Raw genomic sequence first — 26,012 nt, forward strand, 5'->3', positions numbered from 1 at the left:
CCGGGAGGGGTGGAGGAGGTGTGAAGGTTCGGTGGGGATCGGCGTAGCCTTCGCTCCATGTCGTTGCTCCGCCAGCCGATCCTCCTCCTCGCCCGCAGCGAGGGGGTCAAGAAGCTCGTCTCGACGATGCCCGTCTCCAGCGGGATCGTGACGAGCTACGTGCCCGGTGAGGGCACCGACGAGGCGGTGGCCGCCACCTCGACGCTCGTGCAGGACGGGCTCCGGGTCACCCTGGACTACCTCGGTGAGGACACCACCGACGCCGCGCAGGCCGACGCCACCGTCGCGGCCTACAAGGAGCTGCTGGCCGACCTGTCCGCGAAGGGCCTGGCCCCGCACGCGGAGGTCTCGGTGAAGCTGAGCGCGATCGGGCAGTTCCTGCCCGACAACGGCCACAAGGTCGCGCTCGAGAACGCCCGCGACATCTGCCGTGCCGCCCGCAACGCCGGCACGACGGTGACCCTCGACATGGAGGACCACACCACCACCGACTCGACGCTCACCATCCTGCGCGAGCTCCGCAAGGACTTCCCCGAGACCGGTGCCGTGCTGCAGGCGATGCTGCACCGCACCGAGGCCGACTGCCGCGCCCTCGCCTACGAGGGCTCCCGCGTGCGTCTCTGCAAGGGCGCCTACATGGAGCCCGAGGAGGTCGCCTTCCAGGACAAGGTCGAGATCGACAAGTCCTACGTCCGCTGCCTGAAGGTGCTGCTCGGTGGCCAGGGCTACCCGATGATCGCCACCCACGACCCGCGGATGGTGCAGATCGCCTCCTCCCTCGCGAGCCGCTTCGGCCGCCGGCCGGGCACCTACGAGTTCCAGATGCTCTACGGTATCCGCCCGGAGGAGCAGAAGCGGCTCGCTGCCGCGGGCGAGACGGTCCGCGTCTACATCCCCTACGGCACCGAGTGGTACGGCTACCTCATGCGCCGCCTGGCCGAGAAGCCGCAGAACCTCGCGTTCTTCCTGCGGTCGCTGGTCAGCAAGAAGTAGGTCCGACCTCCAGCCGATAGATTGACCGCATGAGCACAGCGATCATCGGCGCCGGCGTGATGGGGGAGACCCTGCTGTCCGGCCTGGTGCGCGCCGGCCGCCGCGTCGACCAGCTGATGGTCGGCGAGAAGCGGGCCGAGCGGGCCCGAGAGCTCGAGGAGCGCTACGGCGTCGCCGTCGTCTCCAACCGCGAAGCCGCGGCGAAGGCCGACACCGTCGCCCTCGTCGTCAAGCCGCAGGACATGGGCGACGTCCTCGAGGAGATCTCGCCCGAGCTGCGTGCCGGGCAGCTGGTCGTGTCCCTCGCCGCCGGCATCACGACGTCCTTCATCGAGTCGCGCGTGCCGGAGGGCGTCGCCGTCGTCCGGGTCATGCCCAACACGCCGGCGCTCGTCGACGAGGGGATGGCGGCGATCTCACCCGGCTCCCACTGCGACGACGCCCACCTCGCGGAGGTCGAGTCGCTGATGGCCTCCACGGGCAAGGTGCTCCGCATCCCGGAGAAGCAGATGGACGCGGTCACCGCGATCTCCGGGTCCGGCCCGGCCTACATCTTCTTCGTCGTCGAGTCGATGATCGAGGCGGGCGTCCACCTCGGCCTGCCACGCGCGACGGCGACCGACCTGGTCGTGCAGACGCTGGTCGGGTCGGCCGCGATGCTCCGCGAGACCGGGACCCACCCGGTCGTGCTGCGCGAGCAGGTCACCTCGCCCAGCGGCACCACGGCCTCGGCGCTGCGGGAGCTGGAGATCCACAAGGTCCGTGCGGCCTTCCTCGCCGCGATGGAGGCCGCGCGCAACCGCTCGCGCGAGCTGGCCGAGGGTTCCTGACGGGGCTGACAACCTCCGCAGCCCCGGTGGAGTTGTGGTGGGTGTGACGAGACGACACCCGATGCTCGACCGGGCCGACCAGGCCGCCTTCGAGGCCTTCGCCCGCGGGTCCTCGGACCGGTTGCTCCGCACCGCCCTCCTGCTCAGCGGGGACCACGGCCACGCGGAGGACCTGGTCCAGACGGCCCTGCTGCGCACGGCCCGGAGGTGGTCGGCGGCGCGACGCGATCCCGACGCGTACGCCAGGCGCGTGGTGGTCAACCTCGCCCGGGACCGGTGGCGGCTGCTGCGCCGGCGGTTCGGCGAGGCGCCGCTGGAGATCGACGTCGCCGTGCCCGTGACGGACGGGCTCGCCGACCGGGAGCTCCTGGTCGCGGCCGTCCGGCAGCTGCCGCCCGGCCAGCGCGCGGTGCTGGTGCTGCGCTACTTCGACGACCTCAGCGTCGCCGACACCGCCGCGGCGCTCGGCTGCTCGACGGGCACCGTCAAGTCACAGACCGCACGCGCCCTGGACCGCCTCCGGGCCGCGTTGACCAGTGAGAGGGAGAAGACCAGTGCTGACCGATGACGACCTGACCCGACAGCTGCGTGAGGCGTTCGAGGACGACACCCGCGGCGTGACGTACGACGCCGCGGTGCCGCGGGTGCGCACCCGTCCCGTGTGGGCGGCCCCGGGCTGGGTGGCCCTGCCGGCCGCCGGCGCCGTTGCCGCCGCCGTGCTCGTGCTCGGCTCGACGGGCGACCCGCAGCCCACGACGCCCGGCGCCGCGACCGCGCCACCCAGCCGCACCCCGTCCGCCACGAGCACCCCGGCGGACACGGTGACCGAGACGTTCACCCTCGCCGGCATGACGTTCACCTACGAGCGGGGCGCCGACGAGGTGCCCCTCGACGACCAGTTCCTCCGCGTCTACGACCCGGGCAAGCTGCCGGGCTGGGCCCGGCCGGTCGAGCTGGAGAGCGGCGCGTCGGCCGAGGTGTGGGTCGGCCAGGACCCCGCGACGGGCGACGTGAGCATGTTCGTCAGCTCGCCCGAGCGGTGGGGCGGCGCGCTCACCGGCCTCGCCTCCCCGTCGATCACGGTCGAGCAGATGACCTCGCTCGCCCGGACCGGGCGCCTGAGCTGACCGCGGACGACCGTGCTCACGGACGGACCACTGGTCGGCGAATGCCCGGAGCCGGAGTAACGTCCGCCACATGGAGTGCGCGGGACCCACGTCGGTCGTCTTCGACCAGACGCTCACGGAGTACAACTTCGGACCCACGCACCCGATGTCGCCGATCCGGGTCGACCTGACCATGCGCCTGGCCGAGGAGCTCGGTGTCCTCGACGGGATCAAGCGCGTCGACGCACCGGTGGCCACGGACGAGCAGATCGCCACCGTCCACGAGCAGGGCCTGATCGACGCGGTCACCCGCGCCGGCGCGACGCCGGGCTTCGAGGACCCCGCACGCGGGCTCGGCACCGAGGACGACCCGGTCTTCAAGGACATGCACCTCGCCAGCGCCCACGTGGTGGGCGCGAGCCTCGAGGCGTTCCGGCAGGTCTGGAGCGGGGAGTCGCTGCACGCGGTGAACATCGCCGGTGGGCTGCACCACGCGATGCCCGACCGGGCCAGCGGGTTCTGCATCTACAACGACGTCGCGGTGGGCATCACGCAACTGCTCGCCGAGGGCGTCGAGCGGGTGGCCTACGTCGACATCGACGTCCACCACGGCGACGGGGTCGAGGCGATCTTCTACGACGATCCGCGGGTGCTGACGATCTCGCTGCACGAGACCGGTCAGATGCTCTTCCCCGGCACGGGCTTCCCGACCGACACCGGCGGCCCCGGCGCCGAGGGGAGCGCCGTCAACGTGGCGCTCCCGCCCGGCACCGCCGATGCCGGCTGGCTGCGTGCCTTCCACGCCGTCGTACCCCCGCTGCTGCGGGAGTTCCGGCCCCAGGTGCTGGTCACCCAGCACGGCTGCGACTCGCACATGAACGACCCGCTCGCCCACATGATGCTCAGCGTCGACGGGCAGCGCGCGGCGTACCTCGCCCTCCACGACCTCGCCCACGAGGTCGCCGACGGGCGCTGGGTCGTCACCGGCGGCGGTGGCTACTCCGTGGTGGACGTGGTGCCGAGGGCCTGGACCCACCTGCTCGCCATCGCCTCGGGGCGTCCGCTCGAGCCGACCACCCCGACGCCTCCCGGGTGGCGGGCCTACGTCGAGGAGGTGCTCGGGGCGAGCGCGCCGCACCGGATGACCGACGGTCGTACGCCGGCCTACCGGGACTGGTCCGGCGGCTACGACCCGGAGACCTGGCTGGACCGCGCGATCCACGCCACCCGGATGGAGGTCTTCCCGTTGCACGGCCTCGACCCGCTGCCCTGAGGAGACCGGCGCGGAGGTCGCCACAAAGGTCGGGACGGTAAAGAATCAAACCGACACGCCGCGAGTCCCACAAGTTTCTCTGGCATTCCTCTTCCCCACGCGTCACGCGAGCCCTAATCTCAGTCGTTAGCGGCACGCCTGTGACGCCGGCGCGGAAGCCGGCGCCGTCGCCGCGAGAAGGATCGGTGCACACACCATGGCTGAGAACACCCCTGGCGACATGTCCGAGGCACACTTCCTCACGATCGCCGAGGTCGCGGCCAAGATGCGCGTCTCGAAGATGACGGTCTACCGGCTCGTGCACGGTGGCGAGCTGCCCGCGGTCCGCGTCGGCCGCTCCTTCCGCGTCACCGAGGACGACGTGAACGAGTACCTCCGCAAGAGCTTCTACAACGCAGGCTGAGCCTGCGGGGCCCGCCCGGACTCGATTCCGCACTGCACACCCCTGCCAAGTAGGGTGTGCGGGTCCGGCCGACGAGCGTCGGCCGAAAGGAAAGGTCTCACCGTGGGTTCTGTCATCAAGAAGCGGCGCAAGCGCATGGCCAAGAAGAAGCACCGCAAGCTGCTCAAGAAGACGCGCGTCCAGCGCCGCAAGCTCGGCAAGTAACACCTCCTCGCCCATGGGTCGGGTCGTGCTGGTCACCGGGATCTCCCGGGACATAGGGCGACGCTTCGCGCGCGCCGCGGCCGGCGACCCGTCCATCGAGCGAGTGATCGGCGTCGACGTCGTCCCCCCGCGGGGCGACATCGGGGACGTCTCCTTCGTCCGCGCCGACATCCGCAACCCCGTCATCGCGAAGGTCCTCGCCAAGGAGGACGTCGACACCGTCGTCCACATGAGCGTGATCGCCACGCCCGGCTCGGCCGGCGGGCGCGGGACGATGAAGGAGCTCAACGTCATCGGCTCCATGCAGCTGCTCGCTGCGTGCCAGAAGTCGTCGACCGTCGAGCGCCTGGTCGTGAAGTCGACGACCACCGTCTACGGCTCCAGCCCGCGCGACCCGGCGATGTTCACCGAGGACATGGGCCCCAAGCGCCTGCCGTCCTCCGGCTACGCCAAGGACGTCTTCGAGGTCGAGGGCTACGTCCGCGGCTTCGCCCGCCGGCGCCCCGACGTCAGCGTCACCATGCTCCGCGCGGCCAACGTCATCGGCCCCCACGTGTCGAGCCCGCTGACCAACTACTTCCGGCTGCCGGTGATCCCGCGCGTGCTGGGCTTCGACCCCCGCCTGCAGTTCCTCCACGAGGACGACCTGCTCAGGGTCCTGCGCCACGCCGTCGTCACCGGGACCCCTGGCACCTTCAACGTCGCCGGCGACGGGCTGCTGACCCTGAGCCAGGCCGTACGCCGGCTCGGCACGCCGTCCGTGGCGATGCCGCGCTTCGCCGTCGGCCGCCTCGGCGCGACGATGCGGCAGGCCCGCCTGTCGGACTTCTCCCCGGAGCAGCTGGGGTTCCTCACCTACGGTCGGGGTGTGGACACCACCCGGATGCGCACCCAGCTGCACTTCGAGCCGCGGTTCACCACGGCCGAGGCCTTCGCCGACTTCTGCCGCGAGCTGTCGCCGGGCGAGCTCGAGGGAGCCGGCCGTGGCTGAGGAGGCGCAGGAGAACGCCCGCGAGGACGCCGTGGTCATCCCGATCGGCACCGGCGGTCGACCCGGCCGCGGCACCGGCAAGGCACGTCCCTCGTCCGCTGCCCGCAACCTCGCGCCGGCGGCCCGCAAGCCGGCGGCGCGCAAGGCCCCCGCCAGGAAGGCCGCTCCCCAGCCCACCCCTGCTCCCGAGCAGCCCCCGGTCGCGGAGGAGGCTCCACCGCGCGAGCCGACCCGCACCTCCGACCGCAGCCCCCTCCCCGGCATCCCGGTGGGCGACTGGCTCTCGGCCCTGCAGGGCGCCGCGCACGAGGTGTTCGGCGACGACTGGGAGCGGCGGCTCGCGGGGCTGATGGCGTTCGTGCGGCGCCGCCTCGAGGGCGACTACGAGGTCGACGACTACGGCTTCGACCGCGAGCTCACCGAGCGGTTCCTGATGTCGGCGCTGCGCCCGGTCGCGGAGAAGTGGTTCCGGCTCGAGGTGCGCGGGCTCGACAACATCCCGGCCGAGGGCGGTGCCCTGGTCGTGTCCAACCACTCCGGCACCGTGCCCGTCGACGGGCTGATGACGATGCTGACCGTGCACGACCACGCCGGGCGGTTCCTGCGGCCCCTCGGCGCCGACCTGGTCTTCAAGCTGCCGGTCGTCAGCTCGCTGGCGCGCAAGAGCGGTGCCACCCTGGCCTGCACCGAGGACGCCGAGCGGATGCTGTCCGGGGGAGACCTCGTGGGCGTGTGGCCCGAGGGTTTCAAGGGGATCGGCAAGCCGTTCAGCGAGCGCTACAAGCTCCAGCGGTTCGGCCGCGGTGGGTTCGTGTCCGCGGCCCTGCGCACCGGGGTGCCGATCATCCCGCTGTCGGTCGTCGGCGCGGAGGAGATCTACCCGCTGGTCGGCAACGTCCCTTCGCTGGCCCGCCTGCTGGGCGTCCCCTACATCCCGATCACCCCGTTCTTCCCCTGGCTGGGGCCGCTCGGGCTGGTGCCCCTGCCGTCGAAGTGGATCCTCGAGTTCGGCGAGCCGATCCGCACCGACGCCTACGACCCCGCCGAGGCCGAGGACCCGATGCTGGTCTTCAACGTCACCGACCAGGTGCGCGAGACGATCCAGCACACGCTGTTCGACCTGCTGCGCGAGCGCGACGGGGTCTTCAGCTAGGTCTCGGCCGGATCGCGGGACCGACCGTCAGGGCAGCAGCCCGCCTGTCGCGTTCGTGACCGTGTTGCCGGTCAGCCCGTCGACGGTGCCGGTGACCTCGCTGATCAGGCCGCCGGTCGCGTTGTCGACGGTGCCGGTGAGCCCGCCGAGCGCCCCGCCGGTGACGCCGTCGAGCTGGGTCACCACGTCGCTGGTCGTGTCGGTGACGGTGTCGACGGTGTCCTCGACGGTGTCGTCGACCGTGCCGGGGACGTCGGGCTTGGTCGTCGGCGTCGGGCTGGGCAGTACCTCGGGCGTCGTGGTCGGGACCGCCGCGGTGGGCTGGACCGTCGGCGACTGGAGCACCTCGGGCACCGTGATGCCGGTGAGGTCCTGGCCGGACACCGGCGCGGCCGCCGGCTCGAGGGTGAGCTCGTCGGAGTCGAGGCCGCTCAGCAGGTCGACCGGCGCGCTGCTCAGCAGGAACTCCGGCGTCGTGGTGATGCCGCCCCCGCACGTCACGCAGGCGTTGCTGGCCTCGATGTCGAGGTCGGTCAGCGTGCGACCCGCGGCGAGCAGCTCGTCACGCGCGCTCTCGGGCAGCTGGCCCTCGAGCGACTCGAGGCGGTCCATGCTGGCGGCGGTGAAGTCGCGGGCGACCTGGACGTCGGCCGTGGTGCCCGTGGTGTCGTACGACGCCAGCAGGCTGCGGACGCCCTCGCTGGACTGGCGGGTGAAGGTCTCGAGGGTGTCGGGGACGAGCGCCTCGGGTGCCTGGCCGCCGGCGATCTCCTCCAGCTCGGCGAGCCGGGTGTCGGCCTGGGCGAGGAGCGTGCGCCCGCGGGCGGCGTCGTCGCCGGCGAGGCGGACCTCTGCGGACTCGATGCCGCGCTTGACGCCGTAGAGGGACTCGCCCGGGAGCGCGGTCTGGGCGGCCACGCCCATGGTCGCGGCGGCGCCGGCCATCGCGACGCCCCCGAGGAGCACCCCGATGCGACGGTCGCGGCGACGGGACGCGACCGGCATCGCGAGGCGCTCCGGGGCCGGCGGCTGACGGACCAGGACGGTGTCGGCCTCCGCCATCAGGCGCTCGCGCAGCGAGCCCACGAACTCGGCACGCGGCGCCACCTCGGGCAGGGCGCGGAGGTCGGCGACGACGTCGAGGAGGGCGGCGAAGCGCGCCGCACCACGCTCGTCGAGCGGTGCGTCGGGGCCTCGGGAGAGGAGTGCCTCGAACTCGTCGGCACGCCGGCGTGCCGAGAAGGCGGGTGTCATCGCGCTGGTCCTGTCTCACATCTGGTGGGTGCTCCCACCCAGACGAACGAACGGGACGAGGCGGAGGTTACGCGCCGGCTCACGAGTCCCTCAGCCCCTCCGGCAGCAGTTTGGCGAGGTTGCGCACGCCGCGCAGCTGGAGCTGCTTGACGGCGCCGTCGCTGCGGTCGAGGGCCAGCGCCGTCTCGGCGATCGACAGGCCCTGCAGGAAGCGCATGATGAGGCACTCGCGCTGCTCGGTCGGCAGCTCGGTGAGCGCCTTGAGGAGCACCTCGTTGGTGAGCCCGGCGATGACGGCGTTCTCGGGGCCCTCCGTCGCGTCGTCGTGGGGCGTCATGTCCTCGGTGGACATCTCGAGGCGTGTGCGGCCGGCCTTGAAGTGGTCGGTGGTGAGGTTGCGCGCGATCGTCATCAGCCAGGCGCCGAAGTCCTTGCCCTGCCACCGGAAGTTGTTCATGCTGCGCAGCGCGCGGAAGAAGGTCTCCGAGGTGAGGTCCTCGGCGAGCGTCTGCGAGCGGGTGCGGTAGTAGAGGAACCGGTAGACCGAGGCGTGGTAGTGGTCGTAGAGGAGGCCGAACGCCTCCTTGTCGCCGCTGCGGGCCAGCTCGACGAGCGCGATCAGTCGCTCGCGCTCGGCCTCGTCGCCCTCGGACGACGCGGCGAAGCCCTCGTCGCCGACCGGGCCCGGGCCCAGGGTGCCCGGCCCGCCGTGGCCACCGGTTCCGCCGCCCGTCGCGGGCGCTGCGGCCTCGGCCATGAGCAGCACGCCCTGCGGGGAGAGCGCAGCCAGGACTGCGCGCCGGAGCGCCTCGAGTCCCTCCTCGAGCGTGCGCCCGAGCTCCTGTCGCGGCATGCGGTCGTCCCTCCCAGATACTGCAGTCTCCACGATAAGTGGCGCAGGCCACTCTGTGAACCCGCGAGTAACTACGAGTTACAGCGCAGGCGTCAGGAGAGCCGGCGGTGCGCCTTGACGCTGACACCGGCGGCGACGGCGCCCGACACCGCGCCGGCGACCGCCGCCGCCATCAGCCCGGCGCGCGCCGCCTTGCGCCCGGTGCGGTAGTCGCGGATGCGCCAGCCGTTCGCGCGGGCGTGGGCGCGCAGGCGCGCGTCGGGGTTGATCGCGCACGGGTCGCCGACCATCGAGAGCATCGGCAGGTCGTTGCTGGAGTCGGAGTACGCCGAGCACCGCGCGAGGTCGAGCCCCTCGCGCTCCGCGAGGGCACGGATCGCCTCGGCCTTGGCCGGGCCGTGGAGCAGGTCGCCGACGAGCTGACCGGTGTAGACGCCATCGACGTGCTCGGCGACGGTGCCCATGGCACCGGTGAGCCCGAGGCGCCGGGCGATGATGCTGGCGATCTCGATCGGCGCCGCCGTCACCAGCCACACGCGCTGCCCCTCGTCGAGGTGGAGCTGGGCGAGGGCACGGGTGCCGGGCCAGATCCGGTGCGCCATCGCCTCGTCGAAGATCTCCTCCCCGAGCTCCTCGAGCTCGGCGGTGGTGTGGCCGGCGATGAAGGACAGCGCCGAGCTGCGGGCCTGCGCGACGTGCTCGGGGTCCTCGACGCCCACGACCCGGAAGTAGGCCTGCTTCCAGGCCGCCGAGGCGATCTCGCGGGTGGTGAAGAACTTGCGCCGGTGCAGGCCCTTGGCGAGGTGGAAGATGCTCGCGCCCTGCATGACCGTGTTGTCCACGTCGAAGAACGCCGCGGCGGTCGGGTCGCTGGGCGTGGACAGCGCGTGCTCGACGTCGGCCGAGGCCGCCGCGGCCTCGCCGGCGAGCACGGACCGCTGCCGGAGGTTGAGCCGACGGGGCCGCTCGGTCGGGGTCACGTCCGCAGCCTAGCGGCGGCTCCCGTCATCGGCCGGTGGGTCGGACGCGGCTGTGGAAGGATCGCGGCATGCAGCGCAACGACATCTCCGCCCTCGTGGCCGAGGCCGCCGCTGACGTGCCCGACCGGCAGGCCCTCGTCGAGAGCGGCGGCCGGACCCTCACCTGGGCCGCGCTCGAGGACGAGGTCGCACGCATCGCGACGGGCCTGGGCGCCCAGGGCGTGCGCGCCGGCCAGCGCGTGATGATCGTCGTGGGCAACCGGGTCGAGTTCGTCACGGCCTACCTCGGCGTGCTCCGCGCGCAGGTCGTCGCCGTACCGGTGAACCCGCGCTCCAGCGCCGGCGAGGTCGCCCGGATGATCGCCGACTCCGGCACCCGGCTCGTCGTCGTCGACGACACCGCGCTGGCGGTCGTGCGGGCCGCGCTCGACGAGCTCGCCGAGCTGCCCGAGCCCCGTGTCCAGCCGCCGACGGTGGTGGTCACCGGGACCGCGCCCCGGGCCGGTGAGCTCGCCTTCGACGCGCTGCGCGCGGACGTCGTACGGCCGGTGCCGCCGCTGCCGGATCCGGAGAAGCTGGCCGCCATCCTCTACACCAGCGGCACCTCCGGGCGACCGCGTGGCGCGATGCTCAGCCACCGCGCGCTGCTGGCCAACATCGAGCAGGTCGCCTCCGTCGAGCCCCCGATGATGCACGGCGACGACGTGGTGCTCGGTGTCCTTCCGCTCTTCCACGTCTACGGCCTCAACGCCGTCCTCGGCGGGGTGCTGCGCCACCGCGCCCGGCTGCTGCTGGTCGAGCAGTTCGAGGCGCAGGCCGTGCTCGACCTGATCGACGACGAGGCGTGCAGCGTCGTGCCGATCGCCCCGCCGGTCTTTGCCCACTGGCTCCCCGACGAGCACCTGCGCGAGCGCCTCGGCCCGGTCCGGCTGGTGCTGTCCGGCTCGGCGCCGCTCGAGCCGCGGGTGATCGAGCAGTTCACGGCGATCACCGGCATCCCGGTGCACCAGGGCTACGGCCTCACCGAGGCCGCGCCCGTCGTGACCAGCACGCTCTGCAGCCGCGACGGCCGCCCGGGGTCGGTCGGCGCCGCCCTGCCCGGCATCGAGATCCGCCTCGTCGACGAGACCTGGCAGCAGGTGGAGGGCGAGGACCCGGGCCAGATCCAGATCCGGGGCGAGAACCTGTTCAGCGGCTACTGGCCCGACGGCTCCGACGGACCCGACGCCGACGGCTGGTACGCCACCGGGGACGTCGGCTTCCTCGACGCCAACGGCGACCTGTTCCTCGTGGACCGCGTCAAGGAGCTGGTCATCGTCAGCGGGTTCAACGTCTACCCGACCGAGGTCGAGGACGTGGTCCGCGAGGTCGAGGGGGTCGCGGACGCCGCCATCATCGGCGCGCCCGACCCGGAGACCGGCGAGGCCGTGGTGGCGTACGTCGTCCCTGCCGCCGGCGCCGACCTGGCGGGTCTCGCGGACGCGGTCCGCGCGCACGCGGCCGAGCGGCTCGCCCGGTTCAAGCAGCCCACCCGCCTCGAGGTCGTCGAGGAGCTGCCGGTCACCGGCACCGGCAAGGTGCAGAAGGGGCGGCTGCGCGGCATCGAGCGCCGCCGTGCCCTGGGGATCCTGGAGTGAACAGCCGAGCAGCGGCGACGAGCGCACGCGTCACCCTCTACTCGCGTCCGGGATGCCACCTGTGCGACGACGCCCGCGAGGTCGTCGTGCGGGTGTGCGCGGAGCTGGGGGAGTCCTTCGACGAGGTCGACATCGAGTCCGACCCCGACCTCGAGGACCGCTTCGGCGAGGAGGTCCCGGTGACCTTCGTCGACGGCCGGCAGCACGACTTCTGGCGCGTCGACGAGGCGCGGCTGCGGAAGGCTCTCGGCGCCTGAGGCGTTGAGGAGGGCGTGAGGCTCTCCCTGCTCGACCGTTCCCGGACCCGCGACGGCGTCCCCGACGGCGACGCCCTCGCCGCCACCGTGGCCCGGGCCGTGCACGCCGAGCAGGTCGGCTACGACCGGTTCTGGGTCGCCGAGCACCACGGCGTCCCGGGGATCGCGTCCGGGTCCCCGGCCGTGCTGCTCGCCGCCGTGGGCGCCCGCACCGACCGCATCCGGATCGGGTCGGGCGGGGTGATGCTCCCGCTGCACCAGCCACTGGTGGTCGCCGAGCAGTTCCTCGTCCTGGACGCGCTGCACCCCGGCCGGGTCGACCTCGGGCTCGGCCGGTCGCTTGGGTTCACCCCGCCGGTGCGCCGTGCGCTCCGCCGCGACCACGAGGACGGCGACACCTTCGAGGACGACCTCCGCGAGCTGCGCGCGCACCTCGAGGGCACCGCCGAGGTGACCGCGCGCCCCGCCACGGGCCGGGTGGTGCCGATGCACCTGCTCGCCACCGGTCGCGGGCTGGAGGTGGCGGCCCGCCTCGGGCTCCCCGTGGTCGTCGGGGGCCCGGTCCTCGACTCCGACGAGCTGCCCGGTGCGCTGTCGGCGTACCGTCGCACGTTCCGCCCGCACCGGGGCAGCGAGCCGCGGGTGACGGTCTCCCTCGACGTGCTCGTCGCCGACGACGACCGCACCGCGCGCGAGCTCGTGCTGCCCGAGGCGTGGGCGATGGCGCGGGCGCGCCGCAGCGGCGAGTTCCCTCCGCTCGAGGACGTCGCCGCCATCCGTGCCAGCCCGTGGCCCGACCAGGTACGACGCCGGGTCGAGGCCTCGCTGGACCGGGCCGTGGCCGGCAGCCCCGCGACGGTGGCGAGGCGACTCGAGGAGCTGGCCGGGCGGACCGGTGCCGACGAGCTGTTGGCGAGCTCGTCGACGTACGACACGGAGGCGCTGCTCGCCTCCGACCGGATGCTGCGGGAGCTGCTGCGGTGAGCGGTCCGCGCACCCCCGGTTACGCCCTCGGGCACCCCGCGCGCAAGTCCGCGACGACCCCGGCGCGGGTGTGACTTCTCACATGTGCTAGCCCGCTCGTCCGCGTTTTGTTCTCCCGTTCACAAACTCCTACAGTGACCGGGTCAGGCGATCCCCGTCACCTGGCTGGAGAGAAGCAAGCTGTGACCGCACGGACCCCCGACTCTGCCCGGGACATTCCCGAGGCGACTGTCGCGCGGCTTCCCGTGTACCTGCGTGCCCTGACCGGCCTCGCCGACGACGGCACGACGACCTGCTCGAGCGAGGAGCTCGCCGCGGCGGCCGGCGTCAACAGCGCCAAGCTCCGCAAGGACCTCTCCTACCTCGGCAGCTACGGCACCCGCGGCGTCGGCTACGACGTGGAGTACCTCCGCTACCAGATCGCCCGCGAGATCGGTGTCACCCAGGACTGGCCCGTGGTCATCGTCGGCATCGGCAACCTCGGTCACGCGCTCGCCAACTACTCCGGGTTCCGCAGCCGCGGGTTCCGGGTGGTGGCGCTCCTCGACGCCGACCCGAGCCGGCACACCGAGGTCGTCGCCGGCCTCGAGGTCCGCTCCTTCGACGACCTCGAGTCGATCGTCGCCGAGCACGACGTGTCCATCGGCGTGATCGCGACCCCGGCGGTCGCGGCCCAGGACGTGGCCGACCGCATGGTCGCGACCGGCATCACCAGCATCCTGAACTTCGCCCCGACCGTCCTGTCCGTGCCGGACGGCGTCGACGTGCGCAAGGTGGACCTGTCCATCGAGCTGCAGATCCTCGCCTACCACGAGCAGCGCAAGGCGGTCGCTCCCGCATCGGAGGTGGTCTCGTGAGCGTCCTCGTCGTGGGGATCTCCCACAAGTCGGCGCCCGTCGAGCTCCTCGAGAAGCTCGCCCTCGACGCCGACGGAACCGTGAAGCTGATCGCCGACGTGATGGGCGGTGAGCACGTCAGCGAGGCCACCGCCATCGTCACCTGCAACCGCCTCGAGGTGTACGCCGAGGTCGACCGCTTCCACGGCAGCGTCGAGGACCTCTCCGGGCTGCTCGTCGCCCGCGCCGAGAAGTCCACCGAGGCGCTCCTGCCCCACCTCTACGTCCACTACGACGAGGGCGCCGTGTCGCACCTGTTCCAGGTCGCGGCCGGCCTGGACTCGATGGTCGTCGGCGAGGGCCAGATCCTCGGCCAGACGCGTGACGCGCTCAGGATCGGCCAGGAGCACGGCACCGTCGGCCCGGCCCTCAACACGCTCTTCCAGCAGGCGCTGCGCGTGGGCAAGCGCGCGCACGCCGAGACCGACATCGACCGCGCCGCGCCGTCGCTGGTCAGTGCGGCGCTCGAGCGCAGCACCGTCCCCGTCGCGGGCGCGCGCACGGTCGTCATCGGCGCCGGTGCGATGGCCTCCCTCGCCGTCGCCCACCTCTCCCGGGGCGGGGCCGACCGGATCGCGGTCCTCAACCGGACCTCGGCCAACGCCGACCGCCTCGCGTCCGAGTACGCCGCCTCGGCCGTGCCGCTCGACGCCCTGCCCGCCGAGCTCGCCGAGGCCGACATCGTGGTCTCGTGCACCGGCGCCCCCGAGCCGCTGGTCCGGCTCGCCGACGTGGTGACCGCGCGCGGCGCGAGCGAGCGCCCGCTGACCGTCATCGACCTCGCCCTGCCCCACGACGTGGAGCCGGCCGTGGGGCAGCTGCCGGGCGTGGAGCTGATCAGCCTGGCCGGTCTCGCCGACGAGCTGCGCGGCCTCGAGGCCACCGCCGGCGTGGACGACGTACGCACCATCGTGGGCCAGGAGATCGCCGCGTTCCTCGCCGTGCGCCGCCAGGCGAGCGTCACCCCGACGGTCGTCGCCCTCCGCTCGATGGCCACCGCCGTCGTCGACGCCGAGATGGAGCGCCTGTCCGCGCGGCTGCCCCAGCTCGACGACGCGACCCGCGCCGAGGTGCTGCACACCGTGCGCCGGGTCGCCGACAAGCTGCTCCACGAGCCGACGGTCCGGGTCAAGGAGCTCGCCGACGCCGAGCCCGCGGTCTCCTACACCGCTGCGTTGGCCGAGCTCTTCCGGCTCGACCCCGAGGCCGTCGACGCGATGACCCGGGCGGAGGGACAGTCATGACCGCCACCTCCCTGCGCCCCCTGCGCCTTGGCACGCGTGCGTCCGCCCTGGCCACCACCCAGTCCGGCCACGTCGCCGACATGGTCCGCGAGCGCCTCGGCCGCGAGGTCGAGCTCGTCGAGGTCTCCACCGAGGGCGACCGCAGCGCCGCCCCGCTCGCCTCGCTCGGCGGCACCGGAGTCTTCGTCAGCGCCCTGCGCGACGCCCTGCTCGACGGGCGCGTCGACGTCGCCGTGCACTCGCTCAAGGACATCCCCACCACGCCGGCCGAGGGCATCGCGCTGGCCGCGACCCCGACCCGCGAGGACCCGCGCGACGTCGTGGTGGCCCGCGACGGCCTGACCCTCGGCGAGCTCCCGGTGGGCAGCCGGCTCGGCACCGGCTCTCCGCGCCGCGTCAGCCAGCTCGCGGCGCTCGGCCTGGGGCTGGAGCTGCAGGGCATCCGCGGCAACGTCGACACCCGGATCCGCAAGGTCCGCGACGGCGAGGTCGACGCGATCGTCCTGGCACGGGCCGGCCTGTCACGGCTGGGCCGCCTCGACGAGGCGACCGAGGTGCTCGACCCCCTGCAGATGCTCCCCGCCCCCGGGCAGGGCGCCCTCGCGGTCGAGTGCCGCTCCGACGACACCGAGCTCGTGGCCGCCCTGGCCCTGCTCGACGACCCCGCCACCCGCGCCGCGGTCACCGCCGAGCGCGCGGTGCTCGCCACCCTCGAGGCCGGCTGCTCGGCCCCGCTGGGCGCGCTCGCCGAGGTGGTCGAGGGCGAGGACGGGGAGGAGCTGTGGCTGCGCGCCGTGGCCCTCTCCGAGGACGGCGTCCTCTCCGTGCGGATGAGCGCGACCGGCCCGGTCGAGGACGCGGCCGGGCTCGGCACACGCCTCGCGAGCGAGATGCTCGCCGAGGGAGCAGCAGACCTGATGACGGCACCACCTGCACTTGAACAGGGACCACCAGTGAGGAACCAGCACGCATGACGCGAGTACAGAACCCGCAGGCCACTGGCACGACGGGCCAGGGCGCGACCCCCGGCTGGGTGTCGTTCGTCGGCAGCGGACCCGGTGACCCGGGTCTGCTGACGGTGCGCGCCGTGGAGCTCCTCCAGGGCGCCGAGGTCATCGTGACCGAGGCCCCCGAGCACGTCGACCTGGTCCGCTCGGTCCTCGGCCTGACCGAGGATGCCGACGGCCAGTGGGACGGCCCGGAGATCGTCGACGGCGGCTTCGGCGAGGACGGCCAGCCGCTGACGCACGCGGCCCGCGCCAAGGTCGTCGTACGCCACGGCAAGAAGCAGCGCGTCGTCCGCCTGATGACCGGCGACCCGTTCCTCTACGCCTCAGGGCCCGAGGAGGCGCAGGCGTGCGTCAAGGCCGGCGTCGGCTTCGAGGTCGTGCCCGGTGTCTCCTCCGTCAGCGCCGTCCCGGCCTACGCCGGCATCCCGCTGACCACCAAGCGCCACAAGGAGATGGCCGTCGTCACCTGCGGCGACAAGGTCGACTGGAGCGCGTACGCCGACGACCGCACGCTCGTGCTGCTGTCCGGCGTGGGCACCATCGGCGAGACCGCCGCCGCCCTCATCGAGGCCGGCCGCGCCCCCGAGACGCCGGTCGCGATGACCCGCGTCGGCACCACGACCGAGCAGCACACCCTCGTCTCCACGCTGGCCAACATCGCCGCCGACGCCCGCGCCGCGCGCATCGCGCCGCCGGCGATCACGGTCATCGGCGACGTCGTCGACCTGCGCCAGACGCTGTCGTGGTTCGAGACCAAGCCGCTGTTCGGCTGGCGCGCGCTGGTGCCCCGCACCAAGGAGCAGGCCGGCTCGCTCTCGCGCCGCCTGCGCGAGTACGGCGCCGTCCCCGAGGAGGTGCCGACCATCTCGGTCGAGCCCCCGCGCAACCCGCTCCAGATGGACAAGGCCGTCCGCGGCCTGGTCGAGGGCCGGTACGAATGGATCGCCTTCACCTCCGTCAACGCGGTCAAGGCCGTCCGCGAGAAGTTCGAGGAGTACGGCCTCGACGCGCGTGCGTTCTCCGGCCTCAAGATCGCCGCCGTCGGCGACAAGACCGCCGAGGCCATCGCGGCCTGGGGCCTGCGCGCCGACCTCGTGCCCTCGGGCGAGCAGTCCGCCGCCGGCCTGCTCGCCGAGTGGCCGCCCTACGACGAGGTGCTCGACCCGATCAACCGGGTCTTCCTGCCCCGCGCCGACATCGCCACCGAGAACCTGGTGGCCGGCCTGGTCGACCTGGGCTGGGAGTGCGACGACGTCACCGCCTACCGCACGGTGCGCGCGACGCCGCCGCCGGCGCCGGTGCGCGACGCGATCAAGACCGGCAAGTTCGACGCCGTGGTCTTCACCTCGTCCTCGACCGTGCGCAACCTCGTCGGCATCGCCGGCAAGCCGCACCCGTCGACGATCATCGCCGTGATCGGCCCCCAGACGGCCAAGACCGCCGAGGAGCACGGCCTGCGGGTCGACGTCCTCGCCCCCACGCCCGACGTGGAGGTCCTGGTCGACGCCCTCGCCGACTTCGGCGCCACCCGCCGACTCGCGATGCTGGAGGCCGGCGAGCCGGTCACCCGCCCCAGCGAGCGCACGGCGTCCGGGCGGCGCAAGGCCCGCGCGAAGTAGCCGACCACCGCTGGGGAAGGATGGAGCCGTGACCGAGGAGACCAACGTCCAGGGCCCGCTCGTCCGACCCCGGCGGCTGCGCCGCACGCCGGCGCTGCGGCGCATGGTCGCCGAGACCCACGTGCACCCCAGCTCCCTGGTGCTGCCGGTGTTCATCCGCGAGGGCCTCGACGAGCCGCGTCCGATCTCGTCGATGCCGGGCGTGGTCCAGCACTCGCGCGACTCGCTCAAGAAGGCCGTCTTCGAGGCCGCCGAGCTCGGCCTGGGCGGCGTGATGCTGTTCGGCATCCCCGAGCACAAGGACGCCATCGGCTCCGGCGGCATCGACCCGGGCGGCGTGCTGAACCTCGCGATCACCGACGTGGTCGCCGAGGTCGGCGACCAGCTCACCGTCATGTCGGACCTCTGCCTCGACGAGTTCACCGACCACGGCCACTGCGGCCTGCTCACGCCCGACGGCGAGGTCGACAACGACCAGACGCTGGCGGCGTACGCCCAGATGGCCCTCGCACAGGCCGCGGCCGGCGTCGACATGGTCGGCCCGAGCGGGATGATGGACGGCCAGGTCGCGGTCGTCCGCGAGGCGCTCGACGCAGCCGGCCACAGCCACGTCTCGATCATGGCCTACTCGGCGAAGTACGCCTCGGCGTTCTTCGGCCCCTTCCGCGAGGCCGTCGACTCCTCCCTCGTCGGCGACCGGCGCACCTACCAGCAGGACCCCGCCAACGCCCTCGAGGGCGTGCGCGAGGTGCTGCTCGACGTCGAGCAGGGCGCCGACATCGTGATGGTCAAGCCCGCCCTCGCCTACCTCGACGTCGTACGCCGGGTGCGTGACGTGGTCGACGTCCCCGTCGCCGCCTACAACATCTCCGGCGAGTACGCCATGGTCGAGGCCGCCGCCGCCAACGGCTGGATCGACCGCGAGGCCGCCATCCTGGAGACCCTCACCTCGATCCGCCGCGCGGGTGCCGACGTGGTGCTGACCTACTGGGCCTCCGAGGCCGCCCGCCTGCTGAGCTGATGGCGCTCGGTGCTTGATGGCGCTCGCTCCGCTCGCGCGTGCTCGGCGCCCCTGAAGACGTCGTCTTCCCTCCTCGCTCCCGAGTTCCCTCCTCGCTCCCGAGCTGTCTCGCTGCGCTCGCCGCGCTCGCTCGCTCGTCAGTCCAGACGACGTCGGGCGCCGAGCGCGCGGGTTGAGGAGCCCGGGGCGATCCGGGCTCTCGCCCGATGGTTGAGCAGGGCCGCCAGGCCCGTGTCGAAACCGAGGGCCTTGGTTTCGACACGCTCGCTGCGCTCGCTGCTCAACCGGCGGTCTAAGGGTTCATCAGGCGGTTGATGCAGGCGTTGAGGGCGGCCACGTCGAGCTGCGAGATGCCGCTGGCGAGGCACTGGGCCTGCGCCTCGAGGTAGGTGAGCGGCTGGGTGATGGTCGTGGGGACGGGGACCGTCGGGAGCGGCGGGAGCGTGGTGCTCGTCGTCGGCAGGACGGTGGGCAGGGTCGTCGGGTCCTTCGTCGGGGTCGGCGACTGCGTGGGCGTCGGCGTGGGGGTCGGCGTCGGGGTCTGCGTGGGGGTGGGCGTGGGCGTCGGCGTCTGCGTGGGGGTCGGCTTCGACGTGGGCGTCTGGTCGTCCTTGCCGGTTTTGCCGCCCTTGCCGCCCTTGTCGCCGTCGTCCTTGCCCGAACCACCCGTGCCGCCACCGGTGACCTCGGGGGTGATCACGCCGGACGTCAGCGTCGAGGTCGGGACCGCGCTGAAGTCGCCGTCCATGTAGGCCTGCATCACCTCCAGCACGAGGTCGACGTAGGCGTTGGAGTGGTTGTAGCGGTAGACCGAGGCCCGCTGGCCCTTCTCCTCCGACAGGTCGTCGTCGCCCGAGCAGAGGTACACCGCGGTCGCGAGGGCCGCGTCGTCGACGTCCTGCGGGTTGCGGGTGCCGTCGCTGTCGCCGTCGACGCCCACGACCGACCACGTCGAGGGGATGAACTGCATCGGACCGACCGCGCGGTCGTGACGGGTGTCGTTGTCGTACTGGCCGGCGTCGGTGTCGCTGATGTCCTGGGTGTTGTTCTTGCCGTTGAGGGCGACGCCGTAGATGCCGGGGCGGGCCACGCCCTGCTCGTCGAGGGAGTTGCCGCCGTAGCGGCCGTGGTCGGACTCGACGCGACCGATCGCGGCGATCAGCTCCCACGGGAGGTTGCAGCCCCTGTCGGCCTGGTTGATGACCGCCTCGGCCCGCTGGTAGGCCGCGAGCGCGGCCTGCGGGATGCTGCTCGGGGCGCCGGGGGTGAGGGCGGCGGCGCGGCTGACGGCGTCGTCACCGACGCTGGCGGGAGCCTCGACCGCGGCGGAGGGCAGCACCGTCCCGTCCGGGAGGGTGCCGGAGCCGTCGGGGTCGGCGCTCGCGGTGCCGGCGCCGACGCCGGCCAGGCTGGCCGTCCAGGCGGCGGAGAGCACGGCGAGCGGGATGATCGCGGTCGCCCTGTGCAGTCGGCCGGAACTCGACATGTCGCGCATCTCCCCTGGTGGTCCTGGTGTCATGATGCCCCGATCCGGGGTCTCCCACACCTCTCAACGACGAACCGTCACACCAAGTTACGCGCCGCTGCCGTGTGCGCCAAGGCACATCCCACCCTCCCCGGCGACCGCCGACTGGGAGCCGGTTGGCCGTCTACGTGACAATGAGGCGGTGACCCCCGCGACGACCACCTCGACGACCGCGGCGAGCGAGGCGCTCTTCGAGCGTGCGCGCGCCGTCACCCCGGGCGGTGTGAACTCTCCCGTGCGCGCGTTCAACGCGGTCGGCGGCACCCCGCGGTTCATCACCTCGGCCTCCGGCGCGTGGCTGACCGACGCCGACGGCAACGACTACGTCGACCTCATCTGCTCGTGGGGCCCCATGCTCCTCGGCCACGCCCACCCCGACGTGCAGGCCGCGGTGGCGGGCGCCGTCGCGCGCGGCACGTCGTACGGCACGCCCACCGAGCCCGAGGTGGAGCTCGCGGAGGAGATCGTCGCCCGCACGCCCGTGGAGCGGGTCCGCTTCGTCTCCTCCGGCACCGAGGCCACCATGTCGGCCATCCGGCTCGCCCGCGGGGTGACCGGTCGCGACCTCGTCGTGAAGTTCAGCGGCTGCTACCACGGCCACGTCGACGCGCTGCTGGCCGAGGCCGGCTCCGGCGTCGCCACGCTGGCGGTGCCCGGCACGAGCGGCGTGCCGGCGAGCTCGGCGGGGGAGACCCTCGTCCTGCCCTACAACGACCGCGCGGCCGTCCTCGCCGCCTTCGAGACCCACGGGCCGCGGATCGCCTGCCTGATCACCGAGGCCACGCCGGGCAACATGGGCATCGTCCCTCCCGCGCCGGGGTTCAACGCCTTCCTCGCCGAGACCTGTCGCAGCCACGGGGCGCTGTTCATCAGCGACGAGGTGATGACCGGCTTCCGCGCGACCGCGCAGGGCGGCTGGGGCCTCGACGGTGCGATCGAGGGCTGGACCCCCGACCTGATGACGTTCGGCAAGGTGATGGGCGGCGGCTTCCCGGCGGCGGCCTTCGGCGGCCGCACGGACCTGATGGCGCACCTCGCCCCCGAGGGCCGGGTCTACCAGGCCGGCACCCTCTCCGGGAACCCCGTCGCGACGACGGCGGGGCTCGCCACGCTGCGCCTGGCCACCCCCGAGGTCCACGACCACCTCGACGCGACGGCCCTCACCATCCGCACCGCGGTCTCCGAGGCGCTCGCCGCCGCGGGCGTGCCGCACACCGTGCAGGCCGCCGGCACGATGTTCTCGGTGTTCTTCCGCGACTCCCCGGTGCACGACTTCGCCGAGGCCAGCACCCAGGACACCGCCGCCTACGCGGCCTTCTTCCACTCGATGCTGGCCCAGGGCGTCTACCTCCCGCCGTCGGCGTACGAGGCGTGGTTCGTGTCCGCGGCCCACGACGACCGGGCCGTGTCGACGGTCCTCGACGCGCTCCCGGCGGCCGCGCTCGCGGCCGCCACGGCAGGAGGTCACTGACCATGGGTGTCCAGACGATCGTGCACCTGCTCAGGCACGGAGAGGTGCACAACCCGCAGGGCGTGCTCTACGGCCGTCGCGACGGCTTCCACCTCTCCGACCTCGGCAACCAGATGGCGCAGCGGATCGCCGAGACCGTCGGCGACCGCGACATCACCCACATGCGGACCTCGCCGCTCGAGCGCGCGCAGGAGACGGGCGCACCGCTGGCCGCGGCCCGCGGCCTGACGCCGGTGGTCGACCCGCGGGTGATCGAGTCGGGCAACGTCTTCGAGGGCCTGAGCTTCGGGGAGGGCGCGATGACGATCATCAAGCGTCCGCACCTGTGGCGCCACCTCTACAACCCGTTCGAGCCGTCGTGGGGCGAGCCCTACGACGAGATCGCGGGGCGCATGGTCGCCGCGATCCACGACGCCCGGGACGCCGCCCGCGGCCACGAGGCCGTGATCGTGTCGCACCAGCTGCCGATCTGGACGACGCGCCTGTTCCTCGAGAAGCGCAGCTACCTCCACCACCCCAAGAGCCGCCAGTGCACCCTCTGCTCGTTGACGAGCGTGGTCTTCGACGACGACCGGATGGTCCAGGTGCGCTACTCCGAGCCGGCCGGCGACCTGATCCCGGTCGCCGACCGCTCCGCGCCGTTCTCCGCCGGCGGCGCCGTTCAGGAGGACCGGCCCTGAAGCTCCGCTCGACCGTCGTCCCGCTCGTCCTGGCCTGCCTCCTCGTCCTGACGGGCTGCTCGAGCCTGTCCGGCACCGGCGACAAGGGCTACATCACCGGCGAGGGCGTCCCCGTCGAGGTGGCGGCCGCGGACCGGGAGGCGCCGCTGGAGCTCTCCGGCGAGGACCTCGAGGGCAACCCCGTCGACCTCGCCGACCTGCGCGGCAAGCCCGTCGTGATCAACGTGTGGTGGTCGGAGTGCCCGCCCTGCCGCGTCGAGCAGCCGGACCTCAACGAGGCCGCCGCCGAGCTCGGCGACCGCGTGGCCTTCCTCGGCGTCAACATCCGCGACTCCTCCGCCGAGAAGGGGCTGGCCTTCACCCGCAACTTCGACGTCACCTACCCCTCTCTCTACTCGCCCGACGGCTCCGCGCTGCTGTCCTTCGCCGGCACGCTCAACCCCCGCTCCATCCCCAGCACCGTCGTCCTCGACGACGAGGGGCGGGTCGCCGCGTCGGTCCAGGGGCGCATCCCCACCACCCAGACGCTCCTCTCCCTGGTCGACGTGGTGCTCGATGAGTGAGCGGCCGCTGTGACACAGCTCGACCACCGGCCGTCCGACGACCGCCAGGCCACCGCCCTGCCCCCCGACCTCACCGCACGCGAGCTCGCACGCTGGTCGTGGCGCCAGCTCACCTCGATGCGTACGGCGCTGGTGCTCCTGCTGCTGCTCGCCCTCGCCGCGATCCCCGGCTCGGTGATCCCGCAGGAGGACATCGACTCCCTCGCGGTCTCGCAGTGGCGCGACAACCACCCGCGTCTGGCTCCGATCTGGGACCGCCTCGACCTCTTCGCCGTCTACGGCTCGGTGTGGTTCTCCGCGATCTACATCCTGCTGATGATCTCGCTCGTCGGCTGCATCGTGCCGCGGCTGTTCGTCTACGCCCGCGCGCTGCGCGCCCGGCCGCCCAGGGCGCCCCGCAACCTCGCGCGCCTGCCGCAGCACACGTCGTACGAGACCGACGAGGACCCCGAGGTCGTGCTCGCGCGTGCTGCGACGGCGCTGCGCCGCAAGCGCTACCGGGTCGCGCGCACCGACGGGGCGGACTCCGTCGACGCCGAGCGCGGGCACCTGCGCGAGGCCGGCAACCTGCTCTTCCACCTCGCCGTGATCGTGGTGCTGGTCGGCGTCGCCATCGGCAGCCTCTTCGGCTACAAGGGCGGCGTCATCATGTACAACGGCGCCGACTACGGCTTCTCCAACAACCTCACCCAGTACGACGACTTCGCCCCGGGCAGCCTGTTCGACCCCGCGGTGATGGAGCCGTTCTCCTTCAGCATCACCGACTTCGACGTCGACTGGATCACCGACGGCCCCCGGGCGGGCATGGCGCGCAAGTTCGTCGCGCACCTCGACTACACGACCGAACCGGGTGCGCAGACCCAGCAGTACGACCTCAGGGTCAACCACCCGCTGTCCATCGGCGGCACCGACGTCTTCCTCATCGGCCACGGCTACGCGCCCGTGATCACCATCCGCGACGGAGAGGGCAACATCGCGCAGTCCGGCCCGACCGTGTTCCTGCCGACCAACGCCCAGACCTTCGAGTCCTTCGGGGTCGTCAAGGCGCCCGACGCCCAGCCCACCCAGATCGGGCTGGAGGGCACCTTCTACCCGACCTTCACCATGGGCCAGGACGCGGACGGCAACCTCACCATGCCCGCGTCGGCGTGGGGCGACGCGCTGGACCCGCTCGTCTCCCTCCAGGTCTTCACCGGCGACGTGGGGCTCGACGACGGCACCAGCAGCTCGGTCTACGTCCTCGACAAGACGAGGGCCGACCAGGTGACCAAGGCCAACGGCCAGCCGTTCCGGCTGGACCTGCGCCCCGGCGAGTCCGTCGACCTCCCCGACGGGCTGGGGTCGGTGACGTTCGAGGGCCTCCAGCGCTGGAACAAGATCCAGATCAGCCGCACCCCGGGCAAGATGGTGGCGCTGACCGGTGTCGTCGCCGCCCTGCTGGGGCTGCTCGGCTCGCTCTTCGTGCGCCCCCGCCGCCTGTGGGTGCGCGCACGCCGTCGCGACGACGGCACCACCCTGGTCGAGGTGGCACGACTCGACCGCTCCTCCGGAGGAGACCCGGAGACCGGCCGCACCGAGCTCGCCGGGATCGTGGCAGCACTGAGACAGGACCGAGAGGCACGACCATGACCGACGCACAGTGGGAGACCCTCAGCAACCAGGGCGTGGCCGCCGCGGGGGTGGTCTACTTCCTCGCCCTGCTGGCGTACGCCGTCCAGTGGGCGGCGCTGCGCGACGTCCCGGTCCGGCAGGCGGTCGCCGCGGGCGGCGGGGCGCCGGTCCTCGACGTCGAGGACGACCGCACCTCCGAGCGCGTCGAGATGACCGGCCGGCTCGGGGTGCTGCTCACCGCCGTCGGCGCCCTGGCCCACCTCGTCGCGCTGGTCGGCCGGGGCATGGCCGCGGACCCCAACCGGGTGCCGTGGGGCAACATGTACGAGTTCACCCTCAGCGGCACCTTCGTCGTGGTGGCCCTGTTCCTCGCGACCACCAGCCGCTGGCGGCTGTCGTGGCTGGGCCCGATCGTGGTGGGCTTCGTGCTGTGCGTCCTGCTCGCCGACGTGCTGTGGCTCTACGAGCCCGTCGCGCCGCTGACCGAGGCACTGGAGTCCTACTGGCTGGTGATCCACGTGGTCGCCGCGGTCATCGCCACGGGCGCCTTCACCCTCGGTGGCATCACCTCGATCCTCTACCTCCTCAAGGCGCGCTCGACCAAGGAGACGGGATACCTCGCCCGCCTGCCCGAGCTGCCCGACCTGGACCGCATCGCCTACCGGATGCACGCCTTCGGCTTCCCGGTGTGGACCTTCGGCGTGCTGATCTCCGGCCCCATCTGGGCGCACCAGGCGTGGTCGTCGTACTGGAACTGGGACCCGAAGGAGGTGTGGGCGTTCATCACGTGGGTGGTCTACGCCGCCTACCTCCACGCCCGCGCGACCGCGGGCTGGCGCGGGCGCAACGCCGCGCTGCTGGCGCTGGTCGGTGCCGCGACCCTGTGGTTCAACTTCATCGGCATCAACTTCTTCAGCACCACGAGCCAGCACTCGTACGCCGAGAGCGCCGCGCAGGAGCGCTCAGTCGTCCTCCGGGTCGCGGCGTCGCCGGTCGATGTCGCGCAGGAAGTCCGGGTCGTCGTCGGGGCCGATCACCCGCGGGCGTGACGCCCCGCCGTCGCCGCCGTCGCCGATCCGCCTCAGGATGAGCCTCACGAGCAGCCACACGACGAACGCGATGACGGCCACCACGAGCAGCACCTTCAGCATTCCTCCAATGTAGACGGCCCGTCCTAGGCTGGACCCGTGAAGGAGTTCGTGGTCTACACCCTGCTGCGGGTGGTTCTGTTCCTCGCCTCGCTGGGCGTGGTGGTCGGCGTGATGGCGCTGCTCTTCGACGGCACGTTCCACCTGTTCTGGGCCGTCGTCCTGGCCTTCCTGGTCTCGGGCGTCGCGTCGTACTTCATCCTCGACCGGCAGCGCGAGGCCTTCGCCCGACGCGTGGAGAGCCGGGCGGCGAAGGCCTCCGCGGCCTTCGAGGAGCGCAAGGCGCGCGAGGACGAGGACTGAGCG

28 protein-coding genes are annotated in these 26,012 nt (G+C 72.7%); 23 read left to right on the forward strand and 5 right to left on the reverse strand.

Annotation, left to right across the window (positions count from 1 at the left end; translation table 11 throughout):
- Window positions 1-57: 57 nt before the first annotated feature.
- The 9 genes from Q9S36_RS25545 (at window position 58) to Q9S36_RS25585 (ending at window position 6,953) form a co-directional block, all read left to right on the forward strand.
- A complete protein-coding gene (locus Q9S36_RS25545; protein WP_311287647.1) occupies window positions 58-993 on the forward strand; it encodes a proline dehydrogenase family protein in 936 nt (311 codons plus the stop codon).
- 29 nt (window positions 994-1,022) lie between these two features.
- Entirely contained in the window at window positions 1,023-1,823 is an 801-nt protein-coding gene (proC, locus tag Q9S36_RS25550) for a pyrroline-5-carboxylate reductase (protein ID WP_311287648.1), read from the forward strand.
- A 61-nt stretch (window positions 1,824-1,884) separates the two neighbouring features.
- Complete coding sequence (locus tag Q9S36_RS25555; RefSeq protein ID WP_311287649.1) at window positions 1,885-2,391, forward strand: SigE family RNA polymerase sigma factor; 507 nt, start codon at window positions 1,885-1,887, stop codon at window positions 2,389-2,391.
- Window positions 2,378-2,950 (forward strand): hypothetical protein, encoded by a 573-nt coding sequence (locus Q9S36_RS25560; protein ID WP_311287650.1) that lies wholly within the window; start codon window positions 2,378-2,380, stop codon window positions 2,948-2,950. Before Q9S36_RS25555 ends, Q9S36_RS25560 begins: the two co-directional genes overlap by 14 nt.
- Before the next feature lie 70 nt (window positions 2,951-3,020).
- A complete protein-coding gene (locus Q9S36_RS25565) occupies window positions 3,021-4,202 on the forward strand; it encodes an acetoin utilization protein AcuC (RefSeq protein ID WP_311287651.1) in 1,182 nt (393 codons plus the stop codon).
- Window positions 4,203-4,398: 196 nt separating this feature from the next.
- The gene (locus Q9S36_RS25570; protein WP_156385092.1) at window positions 4,399-4,605 is read left to right on the forward strand and encodes a helix-turn-helix domain-containing protein; all 207 of its coding nucleotides are present in this window, start codon (window positions 4,399-4,401) and stop codon (window positions 4,603-4,605) included.
- A 102-nt stretch (window positions 4,606-4,707) separates the two neighbouring features.
- Window positions 4,708-4,809, forward strand: a complete 102-nt coding sequence (locus Q9S36_RS25575; protein WP_008356322.1) for a 30S ribosomal protein bS22 — start codon at window positions 4,708-4,710, stop codon at window positions 4,807-4,809.
- 25 nt (window positions 4,810-4,834) lie between these two features.
- A complete protein-coding gene (locus Q9S36_RS25580; RefSeq protein WP_311287652.1) occupies window positions 4,835-5,800 on the forward strand; it encodes an SDR family oxidoreductase in 966 nt (321 codons plus the stop codon).
- Window positions 5,793-6,953 carry a lysophospholipid acyltransferase family protein gene (locus Q9S36_RS25585; RefSeq protein WP_311287653.1) on the forward strand — a complete coding sequence of 387 codons (1,161 nt, stop codon included), beginning with the start codon at window positions 5,793-5,795 and terminating at the stop codon, window positions 6,951-6,953. Before Q9S36_RS25580 ends, Q9S36_RS25585 begins: the two co-directional genes overlap by 8 nt.
- A gap of 27 nt (window positions 6,954-6,980) precedes the next feature.
- Here the strand turns inward: Q9S36_RS25585 and Q9S36_RS25590 are convergent, their stop codons facing one another.
- From Q9S36_RS25590 to Q9S36_RS25600, 3 genes are all read right to left on the reverse strand, one after another.
- A complete protein-coding gene (locus tag Q9S36_RS25590) occupies window positions 6,981-8,207 on the reverse strand; it encodes a DUF5667 domain-containing protein (RefSeq protein ID WP_311287654.1) in 1,227 nt (408 codons plus the stop codon).
- 79 nt (window positions 8,208-8,286) lie between these two features.
- Window positions 8,287-9,060 carry a sigma-70 family RNA polymerase sigma factor gene (locus Q9S36_RS25595; protein ID WP_311287655.1) on the reverse strand — a complete coding sequence of 258 codons (774 nt, stop codon included), beginning with the start codon at window positions 9,058-9,060 and terminating at the stop codon, window positions 8,287-8,289.
- Between the two features lie 92 nt (window positions 9,061-9,152).
- The gene (locus Q9S36_RS25600; RefSeq protein ID WP_311287656.1) at window positions 9,153-10,040 is read right to left on the reverse strand and encodes an HAD-IB family hydrolase; all 888 of its coding nucleotides are present in this window, start codon (window positions 10,038-10,040) and stop codon (window positions 9,153-9,155) included.
- 68 nt (window positions 10,041-10,108) lie between these two features.
- Here Q9S36_RS25600 and Q9S36_RS25605 point away from each other — a divergent pair, with 68 nt between their 5' ends.
- The 8 genes from Q9S36_RS25605 (at window position 10,109) to hemB (ending at window position 18,708) form a co-directional block, all read left to right on the forward strand.
- Entirely contained in the window at window positions 10,109-11,677 is a 1,569-nt protein-coding gene (locus Q9S36_RS25605; RefSeq protein WP_311287657.1) for a class I adenylate-forming enzyme family protein, read from the forward strand.
- On the forward strand, window positions 11,674-11,934 hold the full coding sequence (locus tag Q9S36_RS25610) for a glutaredoxin family protein (protein WP_311287658.1): 261 nt from the start codon (window positions 11,674-11,676) through the stop codon (window positions 11,932-11,934). The genes Q9S36_RS25605 and Q9S36_RS25610 overlap by 4 nt, the downstream gene beginning before the upstream one ends.
- A 15-nt stretch (window positions 11,935-11,949) precedes the next feature.
- Window positions 11,950-12,918: an LLM class flavin-dependent oxidoreductase gene (locus Q9S36_RS25615; RefSeq protein WP_311287659.1), complete on the forward strand. Its 969-nt coding sequence runs from the start codon at window positions 11,950-11,952 to the stop codon at window positions 12,916-12,918.
- A gap of 182 nt (window positions 12,919-13,100) precedes the next feature.
- Complete coding sequence (locus Q9S36_RS25620) at window positions 13,101-13,775, forward strand: redox-sensing transcriptional repressor Rex (protein ID WP_311287660.1); 675 nt, start codon at window positions 13,101-13,103, stop codon at window positions 13,773-13,775.
- Window positions 13,772-15,058, forward strand: a complete 1,287-nt coding sequence (locus Q9S36_RS25625) for a glutamyl-tRNA reductase (RefSeq protein WP_311287661.1) — start codon at window positions 13,772-13,774, stop codon at window positions 15,056-15,058. Before Q9S36_RS25620 ends, Q9S36_RS25625 begins: the two co-directional genes overlap by 4 nt.
- Window positions 15,055-16,032: a hydroxymethylbilane synthase gene (gene hemC / locus Q9S36_RS25630; protein WP_311287662.1), complete on the forward strand. Its 978-nt coding sequence runs from the start codon at window positions 15,055-15,057 to the stop codon at window positions 16,030-16,032. Before Q9S36_RS25625 ends, hemC begins: the two co-directional genes overlap by 4 nt.
- Entirely contained in the window at window positions 16,029-17,687 is a 1,659-nt protein-coding gene (locus tag Q9S36_RS25635; protein ID WP_311287663.1) for a uroporphyrinogen-III synthase, read from the forward strand. The genes hemC and Q9S36_RS25635 overlap by 4 nt, the downstream gene beginning before the upstream one ends.
- Before the next feature lie 28 nt (window positions 17,688-17,715).
- Window positions 17,716-18,708, forward strand: coding sequence for a porphobilinogen synthase (gene hemB / locus Q9S36_RS25640; RefSeq protein WP_311287664.1), 993 nt, complete (start codon window positions 17,716-17,718; stop codon window positions 18,706-18,708).
- Between the two features lie 292 nt (window positions 18,709-19,000).
- On the opposite strand, the gene Q9S36_RS25645 is transcribed toward hemB, so the two are convergent.
- Window positions 19,001-20,194, reverse strand: a complete 1,194-nt coding sequence (locus Q9S36_RS25645) for a lytic murein transglycosylase (RefSeq protein WP_311287665.1) — start codon at window positions 20,192-20,194, stop codon at window positions 19,001-19,003.
- Window positions 20,195-20,375: 181 nt separating this feature from the next.
- On the opposite strand from Q9S36_RS25645, the gene hemL reads away from it, so the two are divergent.
- The 5 genes from hemL to ccsB all read left to right on the forward strand — a co-directional run bounded on the left by hemL (window position 20,376) and on the right by ccsB (window position 25,607).
- Window positions 20,376-21,704 (forward strand): glutamate-1-semialdehyde 2,1-aminomutase, encoded by a 1,329-nt coding sequence (gene hemL / locus Q9S36_RS25650; RefSeq protein ID WP_311287666.1) that lies wholly within the window; start codon window positions 20,376-20,378, stop codon window positions 21,702-21,704.
- Window positions 21,705-21,706: 2 nt separating this feature from the next.
- Window positions 21,707-22,384, forward strand: coding sequence for a histidine phosphatase family protein (locus Q9S36_RS25655; RefSeq protein ID WP_311287667.1), 678 nt, complete (start codon window positions 21,707-21,709; stop codon window positions 22,382-22,384).
- Between the two features lie 119 nt (window positions 22,385-22,503).
- Window positions 22,504-22,947: a TlpA disulfide reductase family protein gene (locus Q9S36_RS25660; RefSeq protein ID WP_311287668.1), complete on the forward strand. Its 444-nt coding sequence runs from the start codon at window positions 22,504-22,506 to the stop codon at window positions 22,945-22,947.
- A gap of 9 nt (window positions 22,948-22,956) precedes the next feature.
- Complete coding sequence (locus tag Q9S36_RS25665) at window positions 22,957-24,576, forward strand: cytochrome c biogenesis protein ResB (protein WP_311287669.1); 1,620 nt, start codon at window positions 22,957-22,959, stop codon at window positions 24,574-24,576.
- Entirely contained in the window at window positions 24,573-25,607 is a 1,035-nt protein-coding gene (ccsB, locus tag Q9S36_RS25670) for a c-type cytochrome biogenesis protein CcsB (protein ID WP_311287670.1), read from the forward strand. Before Q9S36_RS25665 ends, ccsB begins: the two co-directional genes overlap by 4 nt.
- On the opposite strand, the gene Q9S36_RS25675 is transcribed toward ccsB, so the two are convergent.
- Window positions 25,521-25,709, reverse strand: coding sequence for a hypothetical protein (locus Q9S36_RS25675; protein WP_311287671.1), 189 nt, complete (start codon window positions 25,707-25,709; stop codon window positions 25,521-25,523). The two genes, ccsB and Q9S36_RS25675, sit on opposite strands and share 87 nt — an antisense overlap.
- Before the next feature lie 36 nt (window positions 25,710-25,745).
- Here Q9S36_RS25675 and Q9S36_RS25680 point away from each other — a divergent pair, with 36 nt between their 5' ends.
- Window positions 25,746-26,009, forward strand: coding sequence for a DUF4229 domain-containing protein (locus Q9S36_RS25680; RefSeq protein WP_311287672.1), 264 nt, complete (start codon window positions 25,746-25,748; stop codon window positions 26,007-26,009).
- Window positions 26,010-26,012 lie beyond the last annotated feature (3 nt).

The sequence above is a fragment of the Microbacterium sp. ARD31 genome, from assembly GCF_031844425.1.

What these genes read in the sequence shown, in the direction of transcription:
- Q9S36_RS25565 (WP_311287651.1), top strand. Translation starts at nt 3,021, where the DNA reads ATGGAGTGCGCGGGACCCACGTCGGTCGTCTTCGACCAGACGCTCACG.
- Q9S36_RS25605 (WP_311287657.1), top strand. Translation starts at nt 10,109, where the DNA reads ATGCAGCGCAACGACATCTCCGCCCTCGTGGCCGAGGCCGCCGCTGAC.
- Q9S36_RS25635 (WP_311287663.1), top strand. Translation starts at nt 16,029, where the DNA reads ATGACGCGAGTACAGAACCCGCAGGCCACTGGCACGACGGGCCAGGGC.
- proC (WP_311287648.1), top strand. Translation starts at nt 1,023, where the DNA reads ATGAGCACAGCGATCATCGGCGCCGGCGTGATGGGGGAGACCCTGCTG.
- hemC (WP_311287662.1), top strand. Translation starts at nt 15,055, where the DNA reads ATGACCGCCACCTCCCTGCGCCCCCTGCGCCTTGGCACGCGTGCGTCC.
- Q9S36_RS25545 (WP_311287647.1), top strand. Translation starts at nt 58, where the DNA reads ATGTCGTTGCTCCGCCAGCCGATCCTCCTCCTCGCCCGCAGCGAGGGG.
- Q9S36_RS25595 (WP_311287655.1), bottom strand. Translation starts at nt 9,060, where the DNA reads ATGCCGCGACAGGAGCTCGGGCGCACGCTCGAGGAGGGACTCGAGGCG.
- Q9S36_RS25645 (WP_311287665.1), bottom strand. Translation starts at nt 20,194, where the DNA reads ATGTCGAGTTCCGGCCGACTGCACAGGGCGACCGCGATCATCCCGCTC.
- Q9S36_RS25555 (WP_311287649.1), top strand. Translation starts at nt 1,885, where the DNA reads ATGCTCGACCGGGCCGACCAGGCCGCCTTCGAGGCCTTCGCCCGCGGG.
- ccsB (WP_311287670.1), top strand. Translation starts at nt 24,573, where the DNA reads ATGACCGACGCACAGTGGGAGACCCTCAGCAACCAGGGCGTGGCCGCC.
- Q9S36_RS25675 (WP_311287671.1), bottom strand. Translation starts at nt 25,709, where the DNA reads ATGCTGAAGGTGCTGCTCGTGGTGGCCGTCATCGCGTTCGTCGTGTGG.
- Q9S36_RS25590 (WP_311287654.1), bottom strand. Translation starts at nt 8,207, where the DNA reads ATGACACCCGCCTTCTCGGCACGCCGGCGTGCCGACGAGTTCGAGGCA.
- Q9S36_RS25655 (WP_311287667.1), top strand. Translation starts at nt 21,707, where the DNA reads ATGGGTGTCCAGACGATCGTGCACCTGCTCAGGCACGGAGAGGTGCAC.
- Q9S36_RS25570 (WP_156385092.1), top strand. Translation starts at nt 4,399, where the DNA reads ATGGCTGAGAACACCCCTGGCGACATGTCCGAGGCACACTTCCTCACG.